The organism is Nonomuraea sp. NPDC049784, assembly GCF_040659615.1.
In the GTDB taxonomy this organism is placed as follows: domain Bacteria; phylum Actinomycetota; class Actinomycetes; order Streptosporangiales; family Streptosporangiaceae; genus Nonomuraea.
Genome location: NZ_JBFAMX010000215.1, coordinates 1 through 16,089, shown reverse-complemented (window position 1 = coordinate 16,089; position 16,089 = coordinate 1). Strand labels below are relative to the sequence as shown.

General features: G+C 69.6%; 15 protein-coding genes. 10 read left to right on the top strand and 5 right to left on the bottom strand.

Going from position 1 to position 16,089, the window contains the following annotated elements:
* Nucleotides 1-1,259: hypothetical protein (locus AB0J09_RS33565; RefSeq protein WP_360699615.1), on the top strand; the 1,259-nt coding region annotated here is incomplete at its 5' end.
* Nucleotides 1,260-1,505: 246 nt separating this feature from the next.
* Here AB0J09_RS33565 and AB0J09_RS33560 read toward each other — a convergent pair.
* Nucleotides 1,506-2,438 carry an MBL fold metallo-hydrolase gene (locus tag AB0J09_RS33560; RefSeq protein WP_360699613.1) on the bottom strand — a complete coding sequence of 311 codons (933 nt, stop codon included), beginning with the start codon at nt 2,436-2,438 and terminating at the stop codon, nt 1,506-1,508.
* Nucleotides 2,439-2,547: 109 nt separating this feature from the next.
* Between AB0J09_RS33560 and AB0J09_RS33555 the strand changes: the two genes are divergently transcribed.
* Nucleotides 2,548-2,967, top strand: a complete 420-nt coding sequence (locus tag AB0J09_RS33555) for a single-stranded DNA-binding protein (RefSeq protein WP_360699611.1) — start codon at nt 2,548-2,550, stop codon at nt 2,965-2,967.
* Between the two features lie 838 nt (nt 2,968-3,805).
* Here AB0J09_RS33555 and AB0J09_RS33550 read toward each other — a convergent pair.
* Nucleotides 3,806-5,842: a DUF1015 domain-containing protein gene (locus tag AB0J09_RS33550; protein ID WP_360699609.1), complete on the bottom strand. Its 2,037-nt coding sequence runs from the start codon at nt 5,840-5,842 to the stop codon at nt 3,806-3,808.
* A 120-nt stretch (nt 5,843-5,962) separates the two neighbouring features.
* On the opposite strand from AB0J09_RS33550, the gene AB0J09_RS33545 reads away from it, so the two are divergent.
* Both AB0J09_RS33545 and AB0J09_RS33540 read left to right on the top strand, forming a co-directional pair.
* Nucleotides 5,963-6,385: a tetratricopeptide repeat protein gene (locus AB0J09_RS33545; protein ID WP_360699607.1), complete on the top strand. Its 423-nt coding sequence runs from the start codon at nt 5,963-5,965 to the stop codon at nt 6,383-6,385.
* Nucleotides 6,386-6,939: 554 nt separating this feature from the next.
* The gene (locus AB0J09_RS33540; protein ID WP_360699605.1) at nt 6,940-7,911 is read left to right on the top strand and encodes an HAD-IIA family hydrolase; all 972 of its coding nucleotides are present in this window, start codon (nt 6,940-6,942) and stop codon (nt 7,909-7,911) included.
* A gap of 56 nt (nt 7,912-7,967) precedes the next feature.
* Here AB0J09_RS33540 and AB0J09_RS33535 read toward each other — a convergent pair whose 3' ends face one another.
* The 3 genes from AB0J09_RS33535 to AB0J09_RS33525 all read right to left on the bottom strand — a co-directional run bounded on the left by AB0J09_RS33535 (nt 7,968) and on the right by AB0J09_RS33525 (nt 10,012).
* The gene (locus AB0J09_RS33535; RefSeq protein WP_360699603.1) at nt 7,968-8,741 is read right to left on the bottom strand and encodes an ABC transporter permease; all 774 of its coding nucleotides are present in this window, start codon (nt 8,739-8,741) and stop codon (nt 7,968-7,970) included.
* A gap of 2 nt (nt 8,742-8,743) precedes the next feature.
* The gene (locus AB0J09_RS33530; RefSeq protein ID WP_360699601.1) at nt 8,744-9,493 is read right to left on the bottom strand and encodes an ATP-binding cassette domain-containing protein; all 750 of its coding nucleotides are present in this window, start codon (nt 9,491-9,493) and stop codon (nt 8,744-8,746) included.
* 171 nt (nt 9,494-9,664) lie between these two features.
* Complete coding sequence (locus tag AB0J09_RS33525; protein WP_360699599.1) at nt 9,665-10,012, bottom strand: SCP2 sterol-binding domain-containing protein; 348 nt, start codon at nt 10,010-10,012, stop codon at nt 9,665-9,667.
* 126 nt (nt 10,013-10,138) lie between these two features.
* On the opposite strand from AB0J09_RS33525, the gene AB0J09_RS33520 reads away from it, so the two are divergent.
* The 6 genes from AB0J09_RS33520 to AB0J09_RS33495 all read left to right on the top strand — a co-directional run bounded on the left by AB0J09_RS33520 (nt 10,139) and on the right by AB0J09_RS33495 (nt 16,051).
* Nucleotides 10,139-10,297, top strand: coding sequence for a hypothetical protein (locus AB0J09_RS33520; RefSeq protein ID WP_360699597.1), 159 nt, complete (start codon nt 10,139-10,141; stop codon nt 10,295-10,297).
* Nucleotides 10,294-11,106 (top strand): TlyA family RNA methyltransferase, encoded by an 813-nt coding sequence (locus AB0J09_RS33515; protein ID WP_360699595.1) that lies wholly within the window; start codon nt 10,294-10,296, stop codon nt 11,104-11,106. The genes AB0J09_RS33520 and AB0J09_RS33515 overlap by 4 nt, the downstream gene beginning before the upstream one ends.
* The gene (locus AB0J09_RS33510; RefSeq protein ID WP_360699593.1) at nt 11,103-12,002 is read left to right on the top strand and encodes an NAD kinase; all 900 of its coding nucleotides are present in this window, start codon (nt 11,103-11,105) and stop codon (nt 12,000-12,002) included. The genes AB0J09_RS33515 and AB0J09_RS33510 overlap by 4 nt, the downstream gene beginning before the upstream one ends.
* Before the next feature lie 95 nt (nt 12,003-12,097).
* The gene (gene recN / locus AB0J09_RS33505; RefSeq protein WP_360699591.1) at nt 12,098-13,807 is read left to right on the top strand and encodes a DNA repair protein RecN; all 1,710 of its coding nucleotides are present in this window, start codon (nt 12,098-12,100) and stop codon (nt 13,805-13,807) included.
* 73 nt (nt 13,808-13,880) lie between these two features.
* Complete coding sequence (gene steA, locus AB0J09_RS33500; RefSeq protein ID WP_360699589.1) at nt 13,881-15,077, top strand: putative cytokinetic ring protein SteA; 1,197 nt, start codon at nt 13,881-13,883, stop codon at nt 15,075-15,077.
* Nucleotides 15,074-16,051 (top strand): copper transporter, encoded by a 978-nt coding sequence (locus AB0J09_RS33495; RefSeq protein ID WP_360699587.1) that lies wholly within the window; start codon nt 15,074-15,076, stop codon nt 16,049-16,051. The genes steA and AB0J09_RS33495 overlap by 4 nt, the downstream gene beginning before the upstream one ends.
* Nucleotides 16,052-16,089 lie beyond the last annotated feature (38 nt).

The window sequence follows — 16,089 nt, the reverse complement described above, 5'->3', positions numbered from 1 at the left end:
CCGGCCGCCCGTTCTCGCGCGACGACCGCGGCGAGCGCTCCGACTCCTCCGGCACCCGTGCCAGGTACGGCAGGTCCGACCGGGAGGCAGAGGCTCCGCCGCGCGAGAAGCTGCCCGACGTCCCGCTCGACATCACCGCGGAGGAGCTCGACAAGGAGGTCCGCGAGGAGCTGCGTTCCCTCCCCGGGGACCTCGCCGAGTTGGTGGGCCGGCACCTCGTCGCCGCCGAGCGGGCGCTCGAGGACGACGATCCCGACCGGGCGCACGAGCACACGAAGGTGGCACGTAGGTTCGCGGCCAGGATCGGCGTCGTACGTGAGGCCGCCGGCATCGTCGCCTACCGTGCGGGGCACTTCTCCGAGGCGCTGAGCGATCTGCGCGCGGCCAGAAGGATGACGGGCTCGGACGCGTACCTGCCGGTCATGGCCGACTGCGAACGCGGTCTCGGCCGTCCCGAGCGGGCGATCGACCTCGTACGTTCACCAGAAGCCGAACGCCTCGACCGAGCAGGGCGCATCGAGCTGACCATCGTCGAGTCCGGCGCCCGCCGCGACCTGGGCCAGCACGACGCCGCCATCATCACCTTGCAGCGGCTCCCCGAGCTGCGGGATCCGCAGCCCCGGCCGTGGTCGGCGCGGCTGGCGTTCGCATACGCGGACGCGCTGGCCGATGCCGGGCAGCAGGAGGCGGCCGCGGAGTGGTTCGGCAGGGCGATGGCGTTCGACGACGACGGCGAGACGGACGCGGCGGAACGGTACGCCGAACTGACCGGTGCCGTCATCGAGGACGTCGAGGAGGACTTCGACGACGCCGACGCCGGTGAGACGGATGAGGAACCGGACGACGCCGAGGCAGGCGACCTCCTGGAGGAGGAGCAGGTCCCGGAGGGCGGCGAAGCGGAAGGGGCCGCCGACGTGGCGGATCGAGAGCCGCGGTCAGAGGTCCCGTCCGACGAGCCGGGGCGAGAGTCAGAGCAGCCGAGCCCGGCTGAGGTGCCGGATGAGCCGGAGGGTTCGGTTGCCGAACCGGATCAGGAGCCGCTGCAGGCGAGCGCGGCCGAGGTGCGTGACGGAGGACCTGAGCAGTCCGGCCCGGCCGACGCCGCAGAGGGCCCGGACGACCAGCAGGACGCTCCAGAGGCAACAGCGCAGGTCCAGGCGCTGAGCATCACCCCGGCGTTCATCGAGCCCGACTTCGGCGACGCACTCGACGAGTCCGACGAAGGCGCCTCGGACGACAAGCCCAAGAACGACGACTGACGCCTGAGGTGCTCTTCCCGCGCCCGCCGTACCGTCGACGCTCGGCGGTACGGCTGCCGTCCCGCCGTACCGGCTGCCGTGGCGGCGTTCCGGTACGGCGGGACGTGCGGTCGTGGCCCCTCACGGTTCCCTCCGCACCGAGGCGACACCGGAGCCGTCCCCTACATATGGGAGGGTTGAGTCGCGGCTGCTTCAAATGGAACCGTGATGCGGTGGCACATACATGGGACGGCGCAGCACGAGGGCCTACGGTGAGACGCGGTCGAGCCAGTGGAGGATCCCCGCGACGTTCGACGGAGCCCCGCTCAACAGCTCGAGCTGCTCACCCACACCACTGTCGTCTTCGTCCTTCGATGCGCTGTATCGGTCCTTCGTCCGCTCCCTCACCATGGCCACGGCGTGGTCCAGATCCATCCCCTCGGAACGGGCCTGCCGGGTGAGATCCACCCAGATGCGAAGCTCCTCAGCCGACCGTTCGAGGGTCTCCTGTACGGCGTCGACCGGCCCGTAGTGGCTGAACAGCAACCGTTGCGGCCCAAGCGCCTCGAACAACGCGATCGAGCCGAGCGCCGTCTGCAGGTCGAAGTCCGGCGGAGGCGTCGCGGGACGCAGATCGCCCGTTTCGGGCAGATAGACACCGGCCGCGTCACCGACGTACAGATCGCCGGTGGCGGAGTCGATCAGGCCGACGTGATGTTTCGCGTGCCCGGGCGAGTAATGGCTGTTCAGGGTGCGTCCGTTGCCCAGATCGATGGCCCCGGTGTCGCCGAGGGCTACGATGCGTTCTGCTTCGGTGGGAGACAGTTCTCCGAAAAGCACGTCGAGTTTGTCGCCCCACACCATCCGCGCGCTGGCCATCAACCGTGACGGATCAGCCAGGTGGCGGGCGCCCTTCTCGTGTACGACGATCTGCGCGGACGGGAAGAACCTGGCGATGTCGCCCACCCCGCCTGCATGATCCAGATGAATATGGGTCACCACTACGGTGGCCAGGTCCTCTGGTCCGACACCGAGTGAGGCGAGCGCGTCACGCACCACGGGCGCCGATGTCGACGTACCTGTCTCCACCAGGCACGGGCGATCTCCCAGAATCAGATAACCGGCGGTGATGCCTGTGTATCCAGCCATCTTGGTGTCGATTTCATAGACGTCGCCGCCCAGCGCGGTGATGTTGTCCACAGGCACTCCCGAGCGTCCATCCGTTATCCCCAGAACGGCGTTCCAGCCGATCCAGCCTCCTCCTCATCGTAGAGAGTGATCTCCACCAGAGCACCGACAGGAGGACAAAGTGGACCGAAACGAAGTCTTGCTGGTGGGCCGGCTCTCCGGGGCGGTCGAAGAGCACTCCATGCCCAGCGGCGACACCGTGACGAAGTGGCGCATCATCGTGCGCCGCCGTCGCCACAGACGCGGAGCCGCCCTGACAGACAGCATCCCGTGCGTCACCTTCGACCCGGAGACGGCCGCCATAGTCCGCAGCCTCAAGCCGCGCGACTACTTGGAGGTGGCAGGGTCCTTCCGCTGCCGCGTCTTCGGCCCGTCCACGGCCAAGATCTGGCGATACGAGGTGGAGGTGAGCTCCGCCCAACCGTACGAAGCCGACCTCCCCGAACCCGACGCCATCCCGGACGACCCCACTCTCAGCCCCAGTGGGAGCCTCGCCACCCTGATCCCCCGCCAGGTGGCCTACCTGGCCCCGGCAAGCTGATCCCCGCCGGGTGGCCCGCTTGGCCAGGCGAGCTGATCCACGTCAGGTGGCGTACCTGGGCCCGGCAAGCTGATCAGCGTCAGGTGGCCTGCCTGGCCCCGGCAAGATGACCGGCGTCCGGTGGCGTACCTGGGCCCGGCAAGCTGACCGGCGCCAGCCGCTGGCCTGCCGTGTGGAAGGGCAGCCGATCGAGGATCGCCCTCCCACCGGGGGACGGCGTCCGAAGGTGGTCGACGAAGGCACCCAAGTGCCACCGCGCGGGGGAGGTGTTCCACTTGCGCGGGAGGCGTTGGATGTGACCGTGCGGGAGGAGTGCATTCCGCGGCGCTCGGGGGCACTGGGTGAGCGGGGATCAATCCGCCCAGGCACCGCCGGTGCGTTCCCTCCGAGCGCGGGGGTGCTGGGTGTGACGGTGCGGAGGCGGTGTTTTCGCGGTGCCTGGGGGTGCTGCGTGATGACGCGGAGGTGATGTGTTTCGCGGTGCGCGGGAGGCATTGGATGCGAGCGGGGGCGACGGTGGGCAGCGATGTGTGAGGGCGCTGGATGCGACCGCGCCGAACTCGTTCGCCGTTGGGAAGCAGTGTGCGCACGACGGGCGGTGGCGTTGGACGTCACCGCGTGGGATCTGGCCGCGCGCGGACAGCGTGTTCGCGCGTCCGGTCGTGATGCCCGGTCGTGATGCCCGGTCGTGATGCCCGGTCGGGGCGCCCGGCGTGGCCGCGGCGCGTGGCAACGGCAAGAGGTGGCCCGTTTTCGACGCGCGCTCCGGCTGCTGCTGCTTGGGACGTGGCGACAGCCGCTATGGATCTCAGCGGTAGTTGGGGAGGAAGCCGTTGCGTCAGTCGATGGCGAACGTACGGAGGACTAGGCCCGTCCTGGGCTTTGGACCGAAGGAGGTGGATTTGCGGGGCACTCGTTCGCCGCCCGCGGCGACGGCCAGCACGTCGTCAACCTCGAGGGGCTTGAGGAGCACTGCTGTGCCGCCGGTACGAATGGCCAGCCGCACTGCGGCGTCCGTGTCGTGGTGCACGATGCGTACGGCCTGTTCGTCGTCGCGCATGCCCCACACCTTGGGCAGCACGAACTCCGTGAGGACGGAGGTGTTGAGGGAGTTCCAGCGCTCGGAGTGGTCGGGCGGCATGGAGCGGGCGAGCTGCATCGGGTCGGGGTCAGTGAGCAGATGCGAGCCGCCTTCACCGGCGAGCAGGAAGGCCGGCTCCGGGGCCTCCTCGAGCGCGGCCAAACCCTCTGCCAGGTCGTCGAAGTCCCGAACGCGCCACGAGCCCTTTGCCCTGGCGGCCGCGTCGGCAAGGGGGAGGCCGGGGATCACGCGGTGGATGGCCTGGAGGTTGGGCGGGTACGCGGTGGAGTCGACGAGCAAGGCCAACCCGAAATCCCACGGTCCGACCGCGGGCTTCGTTTCCTCCGCAGATGAACCGCCACCTCCGGAGCCCTCGCCTCCGACGCGCCCGGCTGCGGCGGCCCCGGCTCCGGCGTCCTCTCCCTCTGCGCTTTCGGGTGCGGCGCCCCCGGCTCCGGTGGGTTCGGGTATGGCGCGTTCGGATGCGGCATTCCCGGTTCCGGCTGGTTCGGGTGCGGTGTCCTCAGTTTCGGCGGGTTCGGGTGCGGCGCCTCCGGCTGCGGCGCGTTCGAGTGCGGTGTCCCCGGTTCCGGTGGGTTCGGGTACGGCGCCTCCGGCTCTGGGGCGCTCGATTGCGGAGCGTTCGGGTGTGGCGTCCCTGGCGGCACCGATACCACCGAAGCCCCCGGCTGCACCGCTGGCTCCAATGCTCCTGAAAGCACCGTTGCTCCCATCAGTACCGGCAGCGGCCCGGCCGGCGTCTCCGCCCAGGCCAGCACCAGTCCCCTCAGCGCCGGGGACACCCCCTGGTGTGGCGATGTGTGGTGGCGATGGCGGCGTTTGCGGAGTGGTGGTGCTTGGGCTGGGTTGTGTGGGTTTCGGGGTGGTGGCGTCGGTGGGTGGCTTGATTTGCGCGCGGTGGTGGGTGGCGTGCTCCTGGCGTTGGAGTACGCGGTACGTGGCGTAACGGTGATGGCCGTCGGCGATCAGCGCTTGGCGGTTGTGGAGGTCGGCGTTTATGGCATCGATCTCGGACGTGTCCGTGATCGCCCATAGGTGGTGCGTGAGGCCGTCTTCCGTGTGCGCGGACACGAGAGGAGGCCGGTTCGAGGCCACCTCGTCCACCAGGCGGGTGGCTGTGCCGTGGTCGCCGTCGTAGAGGAGGAAGATGGGTTCGAGGTTGGCCTGGGTGGTGCTCATGAGGGCGAGCCGGTCGGCGATGGGCCCTGGCACGACGTCCTCGTGGGGCAGGATGATGCGCTGCCCCGGGTCGGCCAGGCCCACGTCGCCGATCAAGCCGCGTTGCAGGACGCCCCGCCCGCTCTGCTCGTACACGTAGAGCGCCGGCACCTCGTCCGGCACCAGGACGCCAGAGTCGAGCCAGGCTTTCAGCGTGTCCCTGGCCTCGGTGTAGCGGTTTTCGACCGTCGCCTCGGTCGGTGGGGGAGGGGCGTGGTGAGGTGGGGCGGCTTGTGACGCGGCGGTCGGTTCGGCGTCGATTGAGGGGTGGCGGGGTGTGGTGTCCGTTGGGATCCGGCCGCTGAGCGGGGGCTCGGTTTCCTCTTGCCTGTAGGCGGATGAACGCTGGGCTGGGGAGTCGCCGCGGGGGGCGCGGGGAAGGATGAGGCGGACGACGTTGTTTGGATGGGAGTCCAGGAGGGCGTCTACGTCGGCCTCGGAGATCAGGTCGTACGGTGGGGAGGTCACCTTGGCGGGATCTTCGACAGCGAAACGTACGCCCCGGAAGGGACGTAGCACCAGTCCATCCGGCAACGGCAGTTCAGGAGTCCCCATACCGGGCATGCTCCCATAAATGCTTGTGCCTTCCGGAAGTCACCCCTTGGTTGCCGCCGTGACCGTTCCGCAAGCAGGGCGGAGCGGGCCCCCCGTCCAGCGCTGAAGGAGTCCTCACGCATGACCCACGATGGAAACGTTCAGGATGACAACTCGGGCGCTCCCAGAGGTGGCGTTTACGATTGGTATCAGCGTGGGGTGAAGTTGCTGAAGGAGGGCAGCCCGGCTGCCGCTGCCGCGTTGCTGGAGCGCGCCGCCGCGGCTGAGCCGGAATCGCGCAGCATTCTGGAGGCGCTGGCTCGGGCGCAGTTCAACTCACGGCAGTACGCGGAGGCCGCGGCCAGTTTCCGGCAGATCGTGAACGCTAATCCGGCTGAGGATTATGCCTACTTTGGGCTGGGGCTGTCGTTGTGGCGGACTGGGGATGTGGAGGGCGCTCAGGAACCGCTGGCCATCGCGGTGGCCATGCGTCCGGATGAGCGGCATTACGTTTCGGCCTTGAAGAGTGTTCGCGCTACCTTGCGAGCTCGCCGAGAAATGTAGACGGGAAGGTTTTCTCCCTGCAGATTCGCCCTCGTCCTCGTCCTAGGTGGAACGGGTGCCGGGTTGCTTTGAGATCGGTGAACTGCCGTCGGTCCCGGTGGGCTGAGGCTTTTTGGGCGGCGGCGCCCGGGCTCAGAGTCACGGTGCTGGGCGTGCTGTGTGGCGCAACGTGGGTGGCGGTGGCAAAGGGTTCTGCGAGGTGTGGGCGAACTCGCATCGACGGAGTGGGCTGAGGTCGGGGTGAGAGTCCCGGTGTGCTGTGTCAGGTGGCGATGGGATCGGCGGATCCGAGGGCCGGTGGGCCGTCGCCGGCGCTGGTTGGCTGTGGTGGGCTGTCGGTGCGCTGGGTTAGCGTCGGTGTGGTGTCGCGGGACTGGTTGGGGTGCCGGGACCCTGGGCTCGGCGGGGTGTAAGCGGGGGCGAGCGTAACGGCGGGCTTGGGAGAGGGCAGGCTGGGAGTGGAGGTGCGTGGACATGGTCGGGCCTCGTGTAGGCGGGTGTGGGGGCGGCGCTAGAGTCTCACGCGGCGTGAAAGGCGAACGGGGAGAGGCGCTGTGCTGATCGACGGCTATGACACCTTGCTGCTCGACCTCGACGGCGTGGTCTACCTCGGCAGTCACGCGGTTCCTGGGGCTCCGGCGGCGTTGGAGGAGGCTCAGCGGCGTGGGGCGCGGCTCGCGTACGTCACCAACAACGCCTCCCGTACGCCCGCCGCCATCGCCACCCACCTGCGGGAGCTCGGGGCGCCTGCGACGGCCGGTGACGTGGTGACTTCGGCGCAGGCCGCTGCCCGGCTGGTCGCCGAAAGGGTGCCGCCCGGTTCGAACGTGCTCGTCGTCGGCGGGTCGGGGCTGCGGCTGGCCGTACGGGATCGAGGGTTGCGGCCTGTTTCGACCGCCGCCGAGTCGCCCGTCGCCGTGGTGCAGGGGATCGCGCCCGGCTTGTCGTACGGGCTGCTGTCGGAGGGGGCGCTGGCCGTGCGGCAGGGGGCCTTGTTCGTGGCCTCCAACGGGGACAGCACGATGCCCACGCAGCGGGGGGAACTGCCGGGTAACGGGGCGATGGTTCGGGTGATCGCCGCTGCCACCGGGGTCGAGCCGGTTTACGCGGGCAAGCCCGACCCGCCGCTGCATCGGGAGTCCATGATCCGTACGGGGGCTCAGCGGCCGCTGGTCGTGGGGGATCGGCTGGACACCGATATCGAGGGGGCATCCAACGCGGGCGTCGACAGCCTGCTGGTGCTGACCGGGGTGGCCACCGCTGTCGATGTGCTCACGGCGGGTCCGCGGCATCGGCCCACCTATGTCGGTGAGGATCTGCGCGCGTTGCTCCTGCCGTATCCCGAGGTGCGGGACGGGGCTTGCGGAGGGTGGCGGGCCCGGTGGCAGGACGGTGTTCTGCGCCTCGATGGTGACGGAAGCCGGATCGACGGGTTGCGGGCCGCCTGTGACGCGGCCTGGGCCGTGGCCGGTGAGGGGTGGGTTGAGGAGGACGCCGTCAAACCCGTGCTGGATCGGCTGGGGTGAGCGCACAGCGGCATCGTGCCGAGTGCTGATCGATCTCGCTGCCCGGACGTGATCGGTCAGGCGATTCTGTGGCTTGTCCGGCGGGTGAACTGCCAGGCGCCCACCGCCAGGAGCAGGGACGAGGCCGCCACCAGCGCGCCCAGCGACAGCGGCACCCCGCCGCTCCATCCCCGCAGCACCAGCAGGCGCATGGCCTCGATCGCGTATGTGAGCGGGTTCGCCCGAGCCACCACCTCCATCCACCCCGGCATGGCCGGCAGGGGCACGAAGGCGTTGCTCATGAACAGCAGGGGCAGCGACGCGAAGCCGGTGATCGCGAAGAACGTCCCATGCGAGGGCACCGCGCACGCCAGCGCCATCGCCGCGGCCGTGAGCGCCAGCGTCAAGAGCGCCGTCGCCACCAGGATCGCCAGCACCCCCAGAAGACCCGACGCGGGCCGTACGCCCAGGGCGAGCGCCACGAGCAGGATCACCACCACCTGGGCCGAGTTCATCCCCACCTGGAACACGAACCGCGACACGATCAGCGAGCTGCGCCTGATCGGCATGCTGAGCAGCTTGTCCAGATAGCCAGACTCCTTGTCGAACAGCAGCGGCATCGCCGCCGTGACCCCGTTGCCCACCACCGTGAAGGCGATGATGCCCGGCACCGAGAACGCGATGTAGTCTCCCGTGCCCACCACCCGCGGATCGACCGCGCCGCCCAGAGCGCCTGAGAAGAACACCAGCCACGCGGCCGGCTGCAGCACGCTGAACAGCAGGTTCAGGCGTTCCCTGAGCGTCATCAAGAGCCAGCGCCGCGACAGCGCCAGCACCTCCTGCGACCACATCGTCAGAGCTCCTCTCGCAGCGCGTGTCCCGTGTGCCGAAGGAACACCTCGTCGAGCGACGGTGCCCCCATCGTGGACTTCAGTTCGGCGGGCGTTCCGGCGACCACCTGCCGGCCGTGGTCGATGATCGACAGCCGGTCGCAGAGCCGGTCCGCCTCGTCCATGTAGTTGGTGGCCAGCAGCACGGTCATCCCCTCGTCGCAGAGCGAGCGGATGTGGTCCCACATGTGGTGGCGTGACTGCACGTCCAGGCCGAGCGTCGGCTCGTCGAATATCAGCAGCTCGGGCCGGTGCAGCAGCCCGCAGGCCAGGTCGAGGCGCTTCTGCATGCCGCCGGAGTACTCCTGTACGAGCCGGTCGGCGCTCTCCGACAGCCCCACGAGCTCCAGCACCTCGCCGGCCCTGGCCTTCACCTGCCGCCTCGGCACGTGGTACAGGGCCGCCTCGATCTCGGCCTTCTCCCGCCCGGTCAGCATGTAGTAGCCCATGGAGGAGACCTGCTGCGTGACGTACCCGATGCGCCGGCGCACCTCCCCGGCCGCCCGCACCACGTCGAAGCCGCACACCCGCGCCGTGCCTCCGCTCGGGGGGAGCAGCGTGGAGAGCATCCTGATCGTGGTGGTCTTGCCCGCGCCGTTCGGGCCGAGCAGGCCGAAGATCTTCCCACGTTCGATGGCCAGGGCCAGGCCGTCGACGGCGAGGCGGTCGCCGAAGGCGCGGCTCAGCTGATCGGCCTCGATGATCAGGCCCATTTGTTCGCCTTTCGCCTAATAGTTAACGTAACCATTAAATAACTGGGCGAAGGAGCGGGTCAATTGGGTCCTGATGGGATGGATCTCTGAGGGTGGTGGGGTTGGGGCTCGCGTGCTCCGAAGGGCGGGTGGGGTCTTGCGGGGTTTCAAAGCGTGATGGGGCAGGGGGAGTCAGATCAGTTTGCGCAGGCGCAGCAGGTCACCGAAGCTGGCGTCGATCTTCACCCGTCCTCCGAGCAGCGCCCTGGCCAGGTCCAGCTCCCCGTCCACCAGTGCGATCAGGTCGTCGCTCGCGATCGTGAGCTTGACGTCGGCGGGCTTGCCGTCCGGAGGCGGCTGCTCCGTGAACGGGTCGAGCCCTCCGTAGTGCAGGCGGCCGAAGAAGATCACGTCAAGGTCGTTGACGCGGCAGCTGACCGTGCGCTCGACCACGTGCTTGGCGCGATCCTCCTCGTCGATCTCGTCGAACTGGGCGACGAGCTTGGCCAGTGCCGACCGGCACTCCTCGACGCTTGCCATGATGCGCATCCTTTCTTCCTTTTGCGGACGGTAGCGTTCCACATGAGTAGCACCACCGTATGAGCTTCAACGCATGACACGCCTGCCAAGGTCCCGGGCGCTGCCGGGAGGCGTTACGGTCGAGTCATGAGTGAGCTGCCGGAGGAGACCGGCGACCAGCGGGTCGACGCCATCGTGGCTGGTCTCGGCCGTCTGGTCGAGCTGCCGGTGAGCGAGCACGTGCAGGTCTTCGAGGAGGCGTTCTCCGGGCTCGAGTCCACGCTGGCCGCCGTGGAAGAGCAGTGAGCCGCAGGATCCGCCTCGACAGCGAGCTGGTACGCCGCGGCCTGGCCAGGTCGCGCGAGCAGGCAGGCCAGCTCATCGAGGCCGGCCGGGTCAGCGTCGGCGGCCAGCAGGCCCACAAGCCCGCCACCCAGGTCGACACCGCCTCCGCCATCGTCGTCGCGGCCTCGGAAGAGGGGCCCGACTACGTTTCGCGAGGAGCGCACAAACTGCTGGGTGCGCTGGAAACGTTCGAGAGCCTGCGGGTGGAGGGCCGCCGCTGCCTCGACGCGGGCGCCTCCACCGGAGGTTTCACCGACGTGCTGCTGCGCCGCGGCGCAGCACACGTGCTCGCCGTGGACGTCGGCTACGGCCAGCTCGCCTGGTCGCTGCGCACCGACGAGCGGGTGACGGTGATGGAACGGGTCAACGTACGCGATCTGACCCCCGACATGGTCGGCGAGCCACCCACGCTGGTCGTCGGCGATCTGTCGTTCATCTCGCTGCGGCTCGTGCTGCCCGCCCTGGCCTCGGTCGCCGCGCCGCGGGCCGACTTCGTGATGCTCGTCAAGCCGCAGTTCGAGGTGGGCAAGGACCGCGTGGGGGCAGGCGGCGTCGTACGCGATCCCGAGCTGCGTAAGGGCGCCGTGCGCGACGCCGCCGCCAAGGCCCAGGAGCTTGGGCTGACCGTGCGGGGCGTCACCGCGAGCCCGCTGCCGGGACCGTCGGGAAATGTCGAATATCTGCTCTGGCTGGGCAAGGGGGAAGGCGAGCTTCCGGTCGCCGACCTCGAAGCCGAGATCCAGCGTGCCGTCGCGGAGGGGCCGCAATGAATCGGACCGTGCTGGTCGCCGTACACACAGGGCGTGACGCCGCAGTCGAGAGCGCCCGCCTGGTCATCAAGCGGCTGGTCGACGCCGGGATCACCGTCCGGGTGCTCGAGTCGGAGTGCGGCGAGATCGGCTGCCACGGGGTCGAGTCGGTGCCCGGAGACCCGGGCGCCGTCAAGGACGCCGAGGTCATGATCGTGCTCGGGGGCGACGGCACACTGCTGCGCGCGGCAGAGCTGGCCCGCCCTGCCGGCACGCCGCTGCTGGGGGTCAATCTCGGGCACGTCGGGTTCCTTGCCGAGGCCGAGGTCGCCGATCTGGCGGCCGCGGTCGACAGCGTCGTGGCGGGCCGCTACGACGTCGAGGAGCGCATGACGATCGATGTTCTCGCCAGGCTGAACGGCCGGGTGCTGGCCGACACGTGGGCGCTCAACGAGGCCACCGTCGAGAAGCAGGAGCGCATGCTCGAAGTGGTCGCCGAGATCGACGGCCGGCCGCTGTCGCGATGGGGCTGCGACGGCGTGATCTGCGCCACTCCGACGGGCTCCACCGCCTATGCTTTCTCGGCGGGCGGACCTGTCGTATGGCCGGAGGTGGAGGCGCTGCTCATGGTGCCCATCAGCGCGCACGCGCTGTTCGCCAGGCCGCTGGTGGTCTCCCCGCGCTCCACGCTGGCCGTCGAGATCCTGCCCGACACGCCGGGCGGCGTCCTGTGGTGCGACGGCCGCCGCCGCTTCGAGCTGCCGTCGGGCTCGCGGGTGGAGGTGCGTATGGGCGCCGATCCCGTGCGCCTGGCCCGCCTGCACGGCGTGGAGAGCACCGGAGCGCCGTTCACCGACAGGCTGGTCGCCAAGTTCGAGCTTCCTGTTCAGGGCTGGCGCGGAAGGGTGCGACCCTGAGTCAATGGATGGGAGAGCGCGTAGGATCACATGGGCGCAGGTGTTCGGAAACAATCCGTGTGACCATCAGACACAGCAGTGAACGGGAGTGGGCAGTGCGACCAAGGGTCGAGGAGGTCCGCATCCATGGGCTCGGCGTCATCGACGAGGCCGTTCTCGAGCTTTCGCCAGGCTTCAACGTGGTCACCGGCGAGACCGGCGCGGGCAAGACGATGGTCGTGACCGGACTCGGGCTGCTGTTCGGCGGCCGGGCCGATCCTTCGCGCATCCGCCCCGGGGCAGAGCGGGCGTCCGTCGAGGGCACGCTGGTCATCGAGCCGGGCGGGCGCGTCGCCCAGCAGGTGGAGGACATCGGCGGCCAGGCCGAGGACGGCGAGCTGATCATCTCGCGCACCGTCTCGGCCGAGGGCAGGTCCAGGGCGTGGCTCGGCGGGCGCACGGTGCCTGTCGGCACCCTGACCTACCTGGCCGACGACCTGGTGGCTGTGCACGGGCAGATGGACCAGCAGCGGCTGCTCCAGCCGGCCAGGCAGCGCGCCTCGCTCGACCGCTACGCGGGTAACGAGCTGGTCAAACCGCTGCGCGCCTACTCCCAGGCGTACAAGCGGCACAAGCAGGTCGGGGCGCTGCTCGAGGAGCTGACCACCAGGGCCAGGGAGCGGGCGCAGGAAGCCGACATGCTGCGCTTCGGCCTGGAGGAGATCGAGAAGGTCGACCCCAAGCCGGGCGAGGACACCGAGCTGCGCGGCGAGGAGGAGCGGCTCTCGCACGCCGACGCCCTGCGCAGTGCCGCCACGACCGCGCACACGGCGCTGCTCGGCGACCCGATGGAGGCGGCGGGGAGCCCTCACGACGTGATCTCCCTGCTCGGCGAGGCGCGGGCGGCCGTGGAGGTCGTGCGCGACTTCGACCCCCAGCTCGCCTCCGTGGCCGACCGGCTGGCCGAGGCCGGATACCTCATCTCCGACGTGGCCACCGACCTGGCGGCGTACGCGGAGTCGGTCGACTCCGATCCCGCGCGCCTCGCGGCGGTGCAGGAACGCCGGTCGGTGCTGTCCGGGCTGATCCGGAAATACGCGGAAGACAGCGCAGGTGTCCTGGCCTGGGCGCAGCAGGCCGCCGGGCGGCTGGCCGAGCTCGAGGGCGACGACGAGCGCATCGGGGAGCTGACCCGCGAGTACGAGGAGCTGACCGCCCGGCTCACCGACCTGTCCGGTGAGCTCACCAGGGTGCGCCAGGCCGCCGCCGAGCGGTTCGGCCAGGCGGTGACCGAGGAGCTGACTGCGCTGGCCATGCCCCACGCCAAGGTCGTCGTCCAGCTGAGCCAGAGCCAGGACTTCGGCCCCGAGGGCCGCGACGAGGTCGAGCTTCGGATGGCCGCCCACCCCGCCGCGCCGCCCCTTCCGCTCAACAAGGGCGCCTCCGGCGGAGAGCTGAGCCGGGTCATGCTCGCGATCGAGGTGGTGTTCGCCGGCGCGGATCCGGTGCCGACGTTCGTGTTCGACGAGGTGGACGCGGGTGTGGGCGGCAAGGCCGCGGTCGAGATCGGGCGCAGGCTGGCCAGGCTCGCCCGCACCGCGCAGGTCATCGTGGTCACGCACCTGCCGCAGGTCGCCGCGTTCGCCGACCAGCACCTGGTGGTGGAGAAGGCGAGCGACGGCAGCGTCGTGCGCAGCGGCGTGGTCACGCTTGACCACGAGGGCAGGGTGCGCGAGCTTTCCCGCATGCTGGCGGGCCTCGAGGACTCCGAACTGGGCAGAGCGCACGCGGAAGAACTACTCGGCCTCGCAGCGGCAGACAGGTGATCCTGCGTGACATAGCGGACACGCCGCGTGATGCGTGGCCTCTGCGCTGTTTCGCTCTGGCAGGATGGTCTTGATGAAGGTTCCGGGAAGCAAGATGCCGGGCCTCCGCGGCCGGAAGGTTGGTGACCTTCCCGGTGTAACGGCAGTGGCGAGAATCGACCGGCGTACAAAGAGGCTTACAAAGCGCCTCCAGCCCGGGGAAATAGCGATTATCGACCACGTCGACGTTGACCGGGTCAGCGCGGAGGCACTCGTCGCATGCGGTGCCGCGGCCGTGGTCAACGTCGCCAGCGGCATCAGCGGCCGCTATCCCAACTTGGGGCCGCAGATCTTGCTCGAAGCGGGCGTGCCGTTCGTCGACAACGCCAACCAAGAGCTGTTCGAACGGGTCAAGGACGGCGACATCGTCCGCGTCAACGACGGCGTCGTCTATCTCGACGACGACATCGTCGGCAAGGGCGACGAGCAGACCGTCGACGCCGTCGAGGCTGCCATGGCCGAGGCCCGCGCCGGGCTCGCCGTGCAGATCGAGGCTTTCGCCGTCAACACCATGGAATACGTTCGTGGTGAAGGCAGGCTTCTCATCGACGGAGTCGGCGTGCCTGAGATCCGCACCCCCATGGAGGGCAGGCATGTCCTCATCGTGGTGCGCGGATATCACTACAAGGAAGACATCGCCACTCTCCGCCCGTACATCCGCGAATACCGTCCCGTCCTCGTCGGCGTCGACGGCGGGGCCGACGCGCTGCTGGAGGCCGGCTACCTGCCCGACGTGATCGTGGGCGACTTCGACTCGGTCTCCACCAAGGCCCTGACCTGCGGCGCCGAGCTGGTCGTGCACGCCTACCGCGACGGCAGGGCGCCGGGCCTGGAGCGCGTGCACCAGCTCGGCCGCGAAGCGGTGATCTTCCCCGCCACCGGCACCAGCGAGGACATCGCGATGATCCTGGCCGATGACAAGGGCGCCGAGCTGATCGTCGCCGTGGGCACCCACGGCACGCTGGAGGAGTTCCTCGACAAGGGGCGCTCCGGCATGGCCAGCACCTTCCTCACCCGGCTGATCATCGGAAGCAAGCTCATCGACGCCAAGGGCGTGAGCAGGCTCTACCGCAGCCGCATCTCCACCCCGCAGCTGCTCCTGCTCGTGATCACGGCGCTCATCACGATGAGTGTCGCGCTCTTCCTCTCGCCGATCGGCCAGACCTGGCTGAACGGACTGCAAGACGCCTGGAACGCGTTCATCTTCTGGCTGGTCGGACTCTTCTCGTGATCGATTTCCGTTATCACCTCGTCTCCATCGTCGCGATCTTCCTGGCGCTCGCGGTGGGCATCGTGCTGGGCACCACACTGCTGCAGGAGCCCGCGGTCAGGTCGGCGCGGGAGGTGACCGCCCAGCTCACCAAGTCGAAAGAGGAGCTGCGGACACAGCTCGACGCCCTCCAGGGCCGCGAGGCCGGAAACGACGCGTTCATCGCCGCCATGACGCCGAGCCTGGTGGCGGGCGACCTGACGGGCCAGCGGGTGCTCCTGGTCGAGACGCCAGGTTCCAGCACCACCGTCCGCGAGGCCGCGCAGCAGGTGCTCATCCAGGCGGGCGCGGCGATCTCCGGACGGGTCACGCTGACGGAGAAGTTCCTCGACCCCAAGAGCACCGGCGTACTCGACGGCCTGGTCAACCAGCTCAAACCGGCCAACATGATCTTCCCGGCCACGGCCACCCCCTGGGACAGGGCCGCCACACTGCTGTCGGGAGCCTTCGTCACCACGGATCAGGCACAGGCGGGCACGCCCAACCCCGCCACCGTCGACATCGTCAGCTCCTTCGAGACGGGCGGGCTGCTCACCACCGACGGCGACCCGGACAAGCGCGCCACGCTCGCCGTGATGTTCGCGCCGGAGAAGCCGTACGAGGGCGAGAACGCCGAGGTCCAGGCGGGCGCGCTCGTCTCCGTGGCGAGCGGCCTCGACGTGGCCGGCAAGGGCACGGTGCTGGCCGGGGCCGCGCCCACCACCGCCGTCCCCGGCGACCCGATCAGCGCCCTGCGCGACGAGAGCGACATCGCCAAGCGCGTCACCTCGGTCGACACCGCCGACATGCCCGCGGGCCGCGTCGCGGTCGTCTACTCTCTCCGTGAGCAGCTGAGCGGCCGCGCCGGCCAGTACGGCATGGGCAAGGGCGCCTCCGCGATGCTGCCCACGGTGACGACCCCCACTCCGTCCCCCACCACCCAGTCAGGGAGCTGACATGCCTGCCACCCGCGCCCGTGGCCTGCTCTACGCCC